Annotated in this window: 11 protein-coding genes; 2 read left to right on the top strand and 9 right to left on the bottom strand. The window is 61.5% G+C overall.

Translation table 11 applies throughout. The features are described from left to right. Nucleotides 1–38: 38 nt before the first annotated feature. Complete coding sequence (locus HUU46_08440) at nucleotides 39–905, bottom strand: glycosyltransferase family 2 protein (GenBank protein ID NUM53657.1); 867 nt, start codon at nucleotides 903–905, stop codon at nucleotides 39–41. A gap of 84 nt (nucleotides 906–989) precedes the next feature. Here HUU46_08440 and HUU46_08435 point away from each other — a divergent pair, with 84 nt between their 5' ends. Next, complete coding sequence (locus HUU46_08435; GenBank protein ID NUM53656.1) at nucleotides 990–1,838, top strand: glycosyltransferase; 849 nt, start codon at nucleotides 990–992, stop codon at nucleotides 1,836–1,838. Continuing rightward, complete coding sequence (locus HUU46_08430; protein ID NUM53655.1) at nucleotides 1,835–3,073, top strand: FAD-binding oxidoreductase; 1,239 nt, start codon at nucleotides 1,835–1,837, stop codon at nucleotides 3,071–3,073. Before HUU46_08435 ends, HUU46_08430 begins: the two co-directional genes overlap by 4 nt. A gap of 43 nt (nucleotides 3,074–3,116) precedes the next feature. On the opposite strand, the gene HUU46_08425 is transcribed toward HUU46_08430, so the two are convergent. The 8 genes from HUU46_08425 to HUU46_08390 form a co-directional block, all read right to left on the bottom strand. Continuing rightward, nucleotides 3,117–3,992 carry an inositol oxygenase gene (locus tag HUU46_08425; protein ID NUM53654.1) on the bottom strand — a complete coding sequence of 292 codons (876 nt, stop codon included), beginning with the start codon at nucleotides 3,990–3,992 and terminating at the stop codon, nucleotides 3,117–3,119. A 129-nt stretch (nucleotides 3,993–4,121) separates the two neighbouring features. Beyond that, nucleotides 4,122–4,961: a class I SAM-dependent methyltransferase gene (locus HUU46_08420; protein ID NUM53653.1), complete on the bottom strand. Its 840-nt coding sequence runs from the start codon at nucleotides 4,959–4,961 to the stop codon at nucleotides 4,122–4,124. Nucleotides 4,962–4,965: 4 nt separating this feature from the next. After that, entirely contained in the window at nucleotides 4,966–6,297 is a 1,332-nt protein-coding gene (locus tag HUU46_08415; protein ID NUM53652.1) for an iron-containing alcohol dehydrogenase, read from the bottom strand. An 11-nt stretch (nucleotides 6,298–6,308) separates the two neighbouring features. Beyond that, nucleotides 6,309–7,229, bottom strand: coding sequence for an ABC transporter ATP-binding protein (locus tag HUU46_08410; GenBank protein ID NUM53651.1), 921 nt, complete (start codon nucleotides 7,227–7,229; stop codon nucleotides 6,309–6,311). A gap of 50 nt (nucleotides 7,230–7,279) precedes the next feature. Next, nucleotides 7,280–8,182, bottom strand: coding sequence for a cation transporter (locus HUU46_08405; GenBank protein ID NUM53650.1), 903 nt, complete (start codon nucleotides 8,180–8,182; stop codon nucleotides 7,280–7,282). Then, the gene (locus HUU46_08400) at nucleotides 8,179–9,273 is read right to left on the bottom strand and encodes a PrsW family intramembrane metalloprotease (protein NUM53649.1); all 1,095 of its coding nucleotides are present in this window, start codon (nucleotides 9,271–9,273) and stop codon (nucleotides 8,179–8,181) included. The genes HUU46_08405 and HUU46_08400 overlap by 4 nt, the downstream gene beginning before the upstream one ends. 170 nt (nucleotides 9,274–9,443) lie before the next feature. Continuing rightward, nucleotides 9,444–11,342, bottom strand: coding sequence for a transketolase (locus tag HUU46_08395; protein ID NUM53648.1), 1,899 nt, complete (start codon nucleotides 11,340–11,342; stop codon nucleotides 9,444–9,446). 346 nt (nucleotides 11,343–11,688) lie between these two features. Beyond that, nucleotides 11,689–12,945, bottom strand: coding sequence for an MFS transporter (locus HUU46_08390; GenBank protein NUM53647.1), 1,257 nt, complete (start codon nucleotides 12,943–12,945; stop codon nucleotides 11,689–11,691). Nucleotides 12,946–13,228 lie beyond the last annotated feature (283 nt).

Here is a 13,228-nt window from a genome sequence, read left to right as displayed (position 1 = left end):
GCGAATGGCTGCTGTCCCATTGCTTCCATTCCTCTCCCTCACACCACGGGCTTCCCGCGCAGATACCGCACATACGCCAACAACCTCGCCTCGGCAAACACATACTCCATGTGTACCGCCAACGCATAAAGCTCAATCGGATACCGAAACGGAATCCAAAAGGGCGACAAAACGCATCGGATCAGCGAGTACGCGGTGTACAAAAACGCGCCGCGATGGTGCTTCAGCCAAATGTAGACGCCGGCCGCGCCTGCATCGCGCATGCGGTGTGCAGCGGGAATCAATTCGCGTTGGTAGGCGTGCAGCACTTCCACGCCGGGATCGTAGTGGATGACAAAGCCCGCCGCGCGCAGCCTTCTGCAAAACTCCCAATCTTCCGCCGCGCGCAACGGCGTGTCGAGGAACCCGCCTATCGCCTGAAACGCCTCGCGCGTCACCATGAAGTTCATCATGGGCGCGGCGTGAATTGCGCCCGCCGCGCGACCCATCGCGCCTGCCACACGGCAGTGCAGATAGCGTTCGACGTCTGTTTCCATCGACACCGGCGCGACGCCCCCGCAGACCGCGGGCCTTCCCGCCGCCTCGTAAAGCGCGAGCATCCGCGCCACCCAGTCGTCGGGTACCGTAACATCGTCGTCCGTGAAGAGCAGCAGACCCCCGCGCGCGATTGCGGCCCCCGCGTTGCGCGCCGGGCCCGGCGCGCCGGCGTGCACGTGGACCACGCGCAACCGCCCGGGAAAGCGCGCCGCATACTCGTCGAGAATCCGCGCCGTGTCATCGGTCGAGGAATCGTTCACGTAGACCGCTTCATAATCCGCGGCAGTCTGGTGTAGCACACGGTCGACGTGGGCGGGGAGCGACGCCGCGCGATTGTGCGTCGGCACAATAACGCTCACACGACACATGGCTTTCCTCCTTCCCAACGTCCTATAGTATCGCGAGGACGGGACAGTCCCCAATTTCCGATTGCCGCACGCGCGCAGAGACCTATGACGGATACACATGAACGGCCCCCGCTTGTTTCGATCGTCATCGCCACATACGCGGGCGATTCGCTCGATCATCTTGGCGAGGCGGTCGAGAGCGCGTTGCTGCAAACGCACCGCAACATCGAGGTTCTCGTCGCCGCCGATGGCCCGCTTTCGATCGAGGCGCAGGCCTACCTGAGCGAGCGCGCCCAACAGGACCCGCGCATCGTTCTGCTGTCGTTGCCGGAAAACCGCGGCCCGGGCGCGGCCCGCAACCTGGCCATCGCGCGCGCCCGCGGCGCGTATATCGCCATTCTCGATGCCGACGATCGCGCAAAGCCATACCGCGTTGAACGTCAACTCGCCTTCATTCAAGAATCGGGCGCGGACCTTGTCGGCAGCGCCTACACCATCATCGACGACTTCGGCGGCGCCGTCGGCGAGAAGCGCTTCCCGCTCGAGCCGGACGCCATTCGCGCCGCGATGTATCTCTACAATCCGATCGCGAATTCGACCGCCTTCGCGCGCGCTACCGTCTTGAAGAAACACGCCTACCCCGAGGCGTTTCGTTACGGCGAAGATTACGCATTATGGATTGCGCTCGCGCGCGCGGGCTGCGTGTTGCGTAACCAACCCGATCCGCTGGTCGAGTTCCGTTGCGACACATCCATCCTGGCGCGGCGGCGTGGACTGCATTGCGCTATTACCGAGCTGACGAATAAACTCCACGCGCTCCCGCTCTATCCCGCCTACAAGTGGCCGCTCGTCGCCGCCGCCGCTGTTGCTATTTCGCTCGTTCGATTACTGCCTGCGCCGCTGTTGAATCCCTTCTATCGCATCCGGAAGGAATTGCATCGAGAGCGCACATGAACGCGACCTCTTTCGACATCATCGTCATCGGCTCGGGAGTCGCGGGACTCAGCGTCGCGATGGAATTCGCCAGGCGCGGCAAACGCGCCCTCGTGATCGAGCGTGGCCCGCTCGCGTCCGGCGCCACGAGCCGCGCCGCGGGTCTCATCGGCCAGATGCGGTCTACCCCCGACGGGATTCGCCTTTTAATGGACAGTATCCGCATCATCCGCGAAGTGGAAGCCCAAACCGGCATGCGGGTGCTTGAACAAACAGGCTCGGTCCGCGTGGCGCAAACCCACGATCGCGTCGTGGAACTCCAACGCGACATGGACATAGCGCGCGGCGCCGGCCTTCACGTTGAACGCGTCACCGCATCGGAACTGGAAAAGCTCATCCCGTGCATGCGCGCCGACGATGTGCTCGACGCGTGCTTCTGCCCGAGTGATTGCTATCTGGAAGCGCCGGCACTTGCGCTGGCCTACATCGCGGCGGGACGCCAACTGGACGTCACCTATATCGAGCATACACGGGTCGAATCGCTTCGCACGTCGAACGGCAACGCCATCGGCGTTCGCGCCGCGGACGTCGATTACGACGCGCCGATCGTCATCAACGCAGCGGGCCCGTGGGCGCATCTCGTCGCCGACTATGCACAACAATTCCTCCCAACGGCGGGTATCGCGCACTACTACTTCACGACAAAGCCCGAAGCGAATATCGCCATCAATGCCGCCAGTCCATCCTTCCGGGACCGCGAGAATCGAATCTACGGCCGCCCCTGCAATGGCGGCATCCGTGTGGGCATATACGAGGCGTTGCCCGAGCACGTCGACATGGCGGCGCTTTCGCCCAATTTCCAGATGAGCACCGTCTCCGCCGACGCTTCGAAGTCCGTGATTCGCTCGTTGCTCGACGCCGCATCGCTGCGGTTTCCGTCAATCACCGCGTCAACACCAATGGAAATCCGCGGCGGCATCATGGCGTTCTCGCCCGACGGCGGACCACTGCTCGGCGAATTGGAAGGGGTGAGCGGCTTCTATCACTGCGCAGGGTTCTGCGGGCACGGCGTCTCACAAAGCGCCGCCATCGGCCCGGTCGTCGCCGACCTCATCATGAACGGTACGTGCGAGTACGACCTCGGCCAACTCCGCGCCGACCGCTTCTCCGATTGGCCCTCGCTCCACAACCGCGACGCCGTCGTCCGAAGCTGCCTCGATGTCTACGCAAACTACTACGGCAAGCCGATAATCTAGCGGAAAGCGCGCCCTATGAACTGCGTTGCCGATTCCGGACTACTCACCACGCAAGCTGTTTCGGGAAAAATTCCGCGATGAGGTCTTCGTAGTACGGCCGCAACGCGTTTACGTCCGGGGGTGTCGGGCTCTTCGAATACAGATCGTAGGGATTGAACGCCTTCACCCATTTGAACATCTCTTTGTCGTGGTCCGTCATGAGATGCCCATACTCGCCTTCGCGGTGCGCGGCATAAAACGAGTGGTAGCGGATCATGTAGAGCGCGGGCTCGGGCAAGTAGTCTTTTGCTACGTAATACATGTACTCGTCGTGCCCCCACGACATCGCCACCTTGTCCAACCCGCAACCCGGTTCATACGCTCCATTCTCTGTGCCGTAGACGGCGTGCGCCGCATCGGGGTTATCGGAGAAGAATTGCGGAAACACGATCTTATCCGAAAACTTGCAGCCGACGGGAAACGTGTCGCCCACGACCGCCCACTGCGGTTCGCCATAGAGACAAAGTATCTTCCCAAGATCGTGCACCAGCCCGGTCAGAATGAACCAGCGCGGATGGCCGTCCGCGCGGATCGCCTCGGATGTCTGCATCAGGTGTTGAATCTGCGACAGGTCCGTGTCCGGATCGCTGTCATCGACCAGCGTATTGAGATACTCCATTGCCTCCCAAACGCCCATCTTTCGCCGATTGAGCGCACCGAACTCGTTCTGTTTCGCGCGGACAAAGTCGTACGTTTGGAGCTTGTGGTTGATCCGGTAAAACTCGCGAACTGTCGGGCGCGTCGTGTTTTCGTAGTCGCGGAACTCGGACTTGTCCTTGTGCGGCGCGAACGGCTTCTCCGGCTCCGGGTAACGCGCTTGCACATCGTCTTCCCACTCGCCCAAGGATTGAAGCGGGGCGTCGGTATCTGGAGCGGCCATGTCGCGATCTCCCAAATTGATGTATCGAAAGTATATCTCGTCCGGGTCAACCTGGAAAAGTGATGCGTTGCGACGTCCCCGTTGTGCGGCGTATTGGGCAAGGCGAAGCTCCGTCTGTGCCGGATGGCGTTACGGTTTCGTCGCGGTAAAGAGGCCGTAGCGCAGGCTGCCCGTGTTGTACGCAATCGCCATGCGCAGCACCGTCAGCCCGAAGACGGTGTTCGGTCCTTTGAACAGAAACCGCCAGGCCTCCTTGTCCCACAGGAGCCGCATGGCCATTCGGCGAATGATGATCGGCCAGGTGCGCTTCACGTTGCGCGTGAAGTCCTGGTATTGAACGTTCACGAATCCGGCGTCGGCGAACCAGCGGCGGTAATCGTGTTCGTCGCCCATGCTGGGCAGGCGGCCTTCGCGACAGATGGGTTCGAGCAGGTAATTTACTTCCCACGGCCGCGGGGACGACCGTGCGATCCACGCGCAAATCGCGAATCGACCGCCGGGCCTGAGTACGCGCGCCACTTCGGCGAAGAAGCGCGGCTTGTCTTCCATGTGCTCGGAACTTTCGATCGAGATCGCGACGTCGGACGACGCGTCGGGCAAGTTGTTCTCGAACCAGTCGCACAACCGAATATCGGGATTGGCCGGGTGCTCGGCGCGCTCGACCGCATACGCGTGTTGCGCTTTCGACAGCGTATACCCAACGACGCGCGCACCGTAGCCCTTCGCCAACAGCCGCGCCGTCGCGCCGTAGCCGCAACCGATATCGACGACGTTTGTCCCGTCGCGGATGCCCGTCTCCCGCGCAACGCGCTGCGTCAGTTGCATCACCGCAAGCTCGACGCTCTCCGCGCCCGACTCCCAAAACCCGTGGTGAACGTGTTCGCCCCAGATTTGCAGGTACCAATGACTGAGGTCGTCGTAGTGGTCCGCAACATCGCGGTGCTTCTGATCGGCGCGGGGAGTAATCACGGTGTTACCTGTATGGGACCGAATTCAAACGGCCATCCTGGTGAACGCCGACTTCCGCGGCAAGATCGAGTATCGTGAACCGATTGCGAATGAAGCGTGCTCGGACAAGCGCTTTCCGGTATTCCTCGACGGGCGCATTCATGCCTTCGGGTTCCGCCGGGCCGCCACTTTCGCGAATGGCCTTGGCGACGGTGGACGACGGCAACAAATCTTTGCTGACCGCGCCGCGAATCTCGGGCAGACGGTCGCGGAATTGCGCGATCTCCGAACGCAATGCATCGCGGGGGCGCGACTTCTGTCGCCACTGCGCCAGCACTTCGGCGGCGACCGCTTCGCCCCAGTCCTCCATCGCCCAACGCGCGACGTCTTCGTCCGCCGGCTGCGCCTTCGCCAGCGCGTCGGGATCGATGTCTTTCGGATCGAGCGCCAACACGCGCTCCCACAGTTTCAGGCAGTGCACGGTTCCCACGCCGACCTGCACACCATGCAGATCGTTCGGCGTCCCGTACAGCGCCTGCTTCATGTCGATGTAATGCGAGATGAGGTGCTCGCCGCCGGATGCAGGCGCGGACGAACCCGCCACCAGCATCGAAAGGCCGGAAAGCAACAACGCTTCAAGCGCGATCGCAACCGCCTCGGGTTCGCCCGCACCGACGCGCGCGGTCGTTTCGAGCACGCGTTCGAGCGCGCCTTCGTAGAATCGCAGCGCATTCTCGTCGTAATACTCGCCGCGCAACAAGTTCGCGACTCGCCAGTCCGCCCCCGCGGAACATTTCGACAGATAGTCCGCAACGCCCGCGGCGGCCATGCGCGGCGGCGCCGCGGCAACTACACAGGGATCGGCAAAGACCGCCAGCACGGGCGTGCAGGGTACCGTCCGTTTGAGCCCGCGCACCTTGACTGCGGTGATGCCCGACGTGTAACCGTTCATCGACGCGGCCGTCGCATAGACAAGCACCGGCCGCTTCAGTTTCGTCCCCGCATGCTTTGCAAGATCGCAAAGCGTGCCGGAACCAATCGCCACAAAGAAGTCCGATTTCGCGCCCAGTTCCGCTACGCGGTCGCCGAGTTCTTCCGTCGCGTCAAGGTGGAGTTCGTCGAATACGTGTTCGGCGAGAGTCTTCCCCGCACCGCGAAGCGCATCAATCGCCGGTTTGCCGACCGCATGCGTATTGGCATCTGAAATGACGAGGCACGACGCGCCGCAGCGCCCCGCAGCATATGCGCCGAGCTGCTGCGCCGCGTCACCGCCTATGTGGCAACATTCAATAGGAAGGCCCTTGGTCTGCGCGTACGCGCGCTCGAGCAGCGCGCCCGTGCGATAGGAAGTACTCATGACACCCCGCATTAGTCGATTTGCGATTCACCCGCGACCGCTTCGAGAAAGACATCCTCGAGCCGTTGGCGCACGGGAATGACGTCCCGGACCTGAAAGCCCCACGCGCGCGAGAGACGAAATATATCCGATGGGTTCTGGCCTGCCGGCAACTGCACAAGCACTTTCCCGTCGGCCGCGATCTCGGCTTCATGGCCCGCCGCAATCATCCGCTCCTGGAACGCGGCGGCGCCTTCCTTCACGCGCACGGCGTATCGTTGCGTGTGAATCTGCGTGAACTCCGCAATGGCGCCCTGCCGGACTACGCGCCCGTGATTCATGAGAATAACGCTCTTGCACACGTGCTCGACATCCGGCAACAAGTGCGACGACAGAATGATTGCGACCCCGCGTTGCCGCGCCACATCGAGAATGAGATCGAGCATCGCTACGCGGCCAACCGGGTCGAGCCCGTTGGTCGGCTCGTCCAGAAAGAGCACGTGGGGATCGTGAACGAGCGCCTGCGCCAGTTTCGCGCGTTGGCGCATGCCCGTCGAGTACGTTTCCATCGCGCGGTACCGCTCTTCGCCAAACCCGGCGTAGTTCAGAACCTCGTGCGTCCGCTGAAGCGCGTCGCGGTACGGCATGCCCGCCAACGTGCCGCAGTACGAGACAAACGAAACGGCGCTGAGCTTCGGAGACGAAACATCGCGCTCGGGCATATAGCCGACGCGGCGGCGAATCTCACGCCCTCCATGGCGCGCGTCCATCCCGAAAAGCTTTGCGCTTCCGGAGCTCGGCCTGCAGAAACCGAGCAGCGTCTTGAGCATTGTGCTCTTGCCTGCGCCGTTGGGGCCGAGCAGGCCAACAACGCCTTCGCCGATCTCGAGTGTCACGTCGCTCAAGGCCACGCGCGTGCCATATCGTACGGTAAGGCGGTCAAGTACGACCATAGGCGCCATCGCGGGAGAAGCTGAATCCGTGTTAACCATTCCGGTCGATGTTACCGGCCGTGGACCGCATCGTGCGGTTCGATATGGATCAAGACGTCGCGAATGTGCGGGTTCGCCGCCCGGATGGCGTCCTTCACGCGATGGGCCGCCTCGTGTCCGTCTCGCACTTTCATATCGCCGTTCACCATAACATGCAGGTCCACGAAGTAGTCGAATCCCATCTTGCGCACGGCGCAAATGTCCAGCCCCGTCACGCCCTCCACGCCGAGTGCGACGTTCCGCACCTGCTCCTCGATGGCCGAATCGGGCGCGACGTCCATCACCTCGTTGATCGCCGGCAGCAGCAGGCGAACGCCATTGTAGCCAATAATCAGGCACGCAAACAGCGCCGCCCAGTCGTCTGCGGACTCCCATCCGCGCCCTCCCGCGAGAGCGACCGAAATGCCGATAAACGCCGCAAGCGAGGTGAGCGCATCGCTTCGGTGGTGCCACGCGTCCGCCCGAATAGCCGTGCTCTTCGTAGAGCGGCCAACGCGGCTCATCACGCGGAACATCGTTTCCTTCGCAAGCACAACCAGTACGAGCACTGCCAGCGTAAACGGTTCCGGTGCATGGTGCGGCGACAGGATTTCGCGAACGCTCTCCACCGCGATAAGGACCGCGCCCGCAAGCAGCCCCATCGATACGACGATAGCGGCGAGCGGTTCCGCCTTGCCGTGACCGTAGGGGTGGTTTCGGTCGGGTGGGGCCGCGGCAATAACGAGACCCCCCATGACAATCAGGGACTGGAATACGTCGAGCCCGGATTCGATCGCGTCCGCGATCAGCGCATAGGAATTGCCCAGCACACCGGCAATTCCCTTTGTCGCGGACAACGCAGCGTTGACCACAACTCCCGCAAGAACGAACCGCACCCCGACCAGCGCCGGGTGCGGTGACGTCGCGGCGCTCATGCCGGCGGATTCGGACCGCCGCCAACGGGCGCATTCAAGCCGCGCACACCGGACCGAAACAGACGCAGACCGAACATGAGCGGCGTGCAGCCGAGCAGGACTAACGCGAACCCTAGATTGACGTACAGTCTGCTATCCGTGCTCGAATCCAAGAACGCATGGACACACGAAAACAGCACCGCCCCGCCAAACACCGATAATACAATGCCCGCAACCAGTTTCAGTACCGATGTCGAGGTCGTCTGAATCGGCTGGCGCGTCAGTACCACCGCACGGACCTCCGGCGGCGACGCAATCGACGCGGGGTGTGGAACAGGTAATGGCGGCGGCGCCGCCACGGGCGGGCACGGTAGCGGCGGCGGCACCGGGTGTTCGAGTTGGTGCCTGCGAGCTTTGCCCCAGAGCGTGCGCGCAATGGCGGCCGAGACGACAAGAGCGGCGATACCCAGCAACATGCACACGCCGGCCAGTGTGGAAAGGTCCTCGGGGATTTCGCCGAACTGCATCACAATCGCGTTGATCACCATCAGCGGCGTGTCATATATTCCATGAACAAGCGTCGCGGCCAGATATCCCGTTACGATGAGCGCGGTCCGGCGTTCGGGTTCGAACCGCGCACGACCGACGAAGTACCCCATGATAATGCCCATGCACGCGTGGGCGGGCACGGCGGTAAACGCGCGCGCGACTGCTATCGAAACGCCGCCGGCAAACGAATACATCACGTTCTCCAGCGCGGCGAACCCTTGCGACGCTACGGCGCCGTAGACGAGACCGTCCATAGGTTCATCGAAATCGCGCCGACGCAGGCTGTATCCCAGCAGCACCATGAGTTTGAAAAACTCTTCCGGTATCGCCGCATAGAGAAACGCGAACTGAAACGCAAACCCGACGTGGCTTTCCGGCTGCGGCAGCAGCTTCATCATCGGAAACACAAAAAGCAGCACCGGGATCACGGTCAACGCGCCGAGCGCGAAAGTTGTCCAAATCACGCGGGGCGGTTCGGGATAGTAGTCGCGGTCGTGAAAATAGCGCACCAGCAGCCAGGAAGGCACCAGAGCGAGGGCAAGCGTTATTGCGGGAGTAATCACGCGATAAACCACGCTGCAGTCACGGTATCACACCTCCAAGCTTTGGACGCGTTTCAACCCACTTAACGCAATTGTCGCTACAATCTAAGCGGTGCATGATCGGCGCGAACGATTCGCAGTCGTCACGCCGCTTATCCGAACCACGGAGCACACGCCCCGCACTGACCAAGTCACTTCGCCAGTTCGATGATTTTCTGTAGAATGTCGTTCGGCGAAAGTCCCTGGTGGGGCACCTGTTCCTCGATGCCGCCGCCGCCGTCCTTGTGCACGCCCATGCGCGCGTACCGCGGATTAAGATCGCGCTCGATCAACCACGTGCCAAAACGGACGCCGAGACCCGTATTTACGTTCTGCCCCTCGACCACCAGCACAAAATGCTCCGGCCCGATCTGCTGCAGCGCCTCTTCATCGACGACGTTCAGCGTGGGCTTGTTGATAAGGCCCACGTCAATCCCCAACCCACGCGCCTGCTCGACCGCATCGAGCGCGCGATACAGCATCTCCCCGTACGAAACGACGTAGCCGCGCGCACCCTTTCGGATGAACTCGTCCTTGCCCGGCACAAAAACGTATCCGTTCGCGGGATCGAAATACTTTTCGCCGCGCGTGCGCAGAATGTACGGAACTTTGGACCGCGTAGTAAATACAAAGCGGATGCCGGGGTCGTCCCATATGCGCTCGACCATTGCCTTGAGTTGAAGCGCGTCCGCGGCAAAATACAGGCGATTCGTGTCCTTCTCGCCAAATCCGTTGTTCGCGAAGAAAATATTCACGCCGAAGTGGCACGTGTTGTCCGCGATCTCGTCGCACCCCGCATGCGAAAAGTGGCAGATGACGTTCGCCTCGTTGAGCCGCGCCATCGTCGCTTCGGAAACTATCATTTCGAGGAACGCCGAAAACGTGCTAAAGATGCCCTGCTTTCCTTTGGTAAATCCAAATCCCGCGGCAGCGGAAAAGTTGCCGCGTTCCTGCACACCGCCGTTGATGCACACTTCGGGGTGCGCCTTGCGGATCGCGTTGAGACCTGTCGACCCTTCAAGGTCGCTATCCACTACGAGTACCTTCGCCTTGCGATCGGCTTCGCTCATTTTGTCCAGAATGCCGTTGACGATCGCACCAAATTCCGTGCGGTTGCTCGCCGTCTCCGGCGATGACCCGCTGTAGGTCACCTTCGGCTTCTCGACCTTGACTCCGTTCAAGTACTCGATTGCGGCGGTTAGCCCGCGCGCCGTTAGGTACTGAATAGCGAAATCCTTCTTGATCACGTCGTGCCCCGCGTGATTGCCTTCGATACCGGGAACGCCGGGCGCCATCTTGCGGCGGTTCACCATGGCGACGGGGCCGGCCGTCGTAACCGCCTTCTGCATGCGCCCGTAGAGTTCCTCGACGTTTTCGCCGTCGCCTACGCTTACCGTCAATCCATGGCCCTCGAGCGTCTTCGCCACGTCGTAGCCGGGCAGGTAATCCTTCGGATGACCGCTAATCGTCACGTTGTTGTCGTCCACCACAACCTTGATGTTGAGCTTCTGCGCGACTGCGAGTCGCGCGGCCTCGGCGTCGTTGCCTTCTTGCTGCGAACCGTCGCTGCCAAAGAGAACGACAACCTTGTCCGGGTGCGCCTTGGCAACGCCGTTCACGAAAGGCCACATGTGGCCCAGGCGGCCCGACGAAAACTTCACCCCCAATCTGGGATCGAGTTCGGGATGACCAAACAACCCATGGCCGAATTCGCGATAGTGGTACAGTTTCTCGAACGGCATCTCCCCGTTAAACGCGGACATCGCGTACTGAATCGCGACCCGGTGCCCCGCTTCGTCGAAGTACGCCGGGTAAACATTCCCGCCGCGCATGAAGGCGTCCGCGATGAGAACCTCGGGAACAATGCTGTACGCGCCGCCCGTGTGCCCCGCAAGACCCTTGATTCCCGCGATCGCGGTATAGAACACGATGGTGTCGCGGACAAGTTGGATATTGGACTTAAGCTGCGCCAACTGGTCCGCGGAAAGTGATTTCGTCGCGGGATCGATGGGCAGCGGTTTATAGGCAGACACGTCGATCGGAAACGTCATGGTCGGATTCCCCTTCCCTCATTCTTCCGGCAAGATCTCGTTGCACCGGGGCAGCCAATGCCCCAAAAGAGGCCAAAGTATAGCATTCGGCGGGAACGGCGCGCCATTTTGGGAAGCGAAGGGGCGACGATGACAGGCAGTGATGAAGCGAGGCATTGAGGAAGCGGCGGCCGAGGAAATTGCCACCGGCCGTCCGCGCGGCCGTTGCCCTGTCTCAACCTCCTGACCGCAACCCCTGACCACGCCTATCCAACTGTTCAATACTCAAAATGGCTGCCCGGCGGTCTTGGGTTCTTCCCGTCCTTTCGGTCCTTCGCATACTTTCGACCATTGTGGCCAACGGAATTCACGGGTCCCTCCGCGGATGCATCGCCATCGCATGCAGGTCGAGCCGGCGCAGCTTGGGTGCGGCGATTCCGGTGGCGATGACCGACGCAATTGAAATGGTCCCGCCGATAGCGACGGACGGGACGAGTCCGAGGAGTTTCGCGGCAAGGCCCGATTCGAACGCGCCCAGTTCGTTCGACGTGCCCACAAATATGTTGTTGACCGCGCTCACCCGCCCACGCATGTGGTCCGGCATCATGAGTTGAAGTATGGTCGAACGAATCACCACGCTCACACTGTCGAACGCCCCGCTGAGGAAGAGCAGCAGGAGGCTCAGTCCCATATGCGTAGAACGCGCGAAAAGGATCATGCACGCGCCAAACCCGGCCACGCTTACGAGCAGCATCCATCCCGCGCGCCTCATCGGCGGGCGAACGGTGAGCAGAATCCCCATCAGGATGGACCCGTAGAACGGCGCGGACCGCAGGTCTCCGAGTCCGCTCGGGCCGGTGTGGAGTACATCGGCGGCGAACACCGGAAGTACCGCGACAACGCCCCCGAAAAGCACCGCGATCATGTCTAGAAACAGCGCGCCGAAGATCACCTGGTTCTTGACGACAAACGACACACCTTGTGCGATGGACTGAAAGATGGATTCGTGCGTCTCGCCGACAACCAGTGGAACGGACTTGACCATCCAAATCGACACGACCGAGAACGCGGAAACGGCAATGAGCGAGACGTAGGCATTCACGACGCCAAACTCGCCGTAAATGCGGCCGCCGACCGCGGGCCCGGCCACCGCGGCAATGTGCCAGAGGTTTGAATTCCACGCGCTGGCATTGAGGTAAAGCTCGCGCGGCACAATCTGGCCGAACAGCGCCGATACCGCGGGCGACAAGAACCCGCGCGCGATTCCCGTCGCGAAGATTACTGCATAGAAAAGGTACTCGACGTGCGGCCAGTCCATGTCCACAAACACCGTAATCGCGAGCAAAGCGGCGCTGCTCAACGTGAACAGGGTCGCACAGAACATCACGATCCGGCGGCGATTGAAATGATCGGCGACGTAGCCGCCAAACAGCGCTGTGCCAATGTACGGAACGACCTCCGCAAGCCCAATGAGCCCCAACGTGAGCGGGTCGTTGGTAATCGCATAGACTTGCCAGCCGACAATAACCGCTTGCATTTGCGTAGCGAAGGTCAGGCACAGACGAAACGTAAGGAAGTAGCGGTATTGACTGAGCCGAAGCGAGGCGAATGCGTTGTGGGACATCCCGGAGAGTATACCAGTTGGGGAAATCGGGTCTAGGGTTCGGCGTCTAGCGCCTAGCGTCTAGCGTCTAGCGTCTAGCGTCTATAGCAATCACATTGATTACATAGCCGGCACGACCGATCTACTCTGCAAGCAAACGCGTGCCGCAGCGTTTCTCGTGCCCCTACTCCTACTCCTACTCCTACTCGTGCTCGTGCTCGTGCTTCCATGAGAAGGTAAATCAACCTTGACCGGCGTGGCGGTCTTCCTTGTTGGGTCCGTATCCGTTTCGCCTTGCTTCCAT

Source organism: Candidatus Hydrogenedentota bacterium, assembly GCA_013359265.1.
Lineage (GTDB): Bacteria > Hydrogenedentota > Hydrogenedentia > Hydrogenedentales > SLHB01 > JABWCD01.
This window is presented reverse-complemented; position numbering and strand designations above follow the sequence as displayed.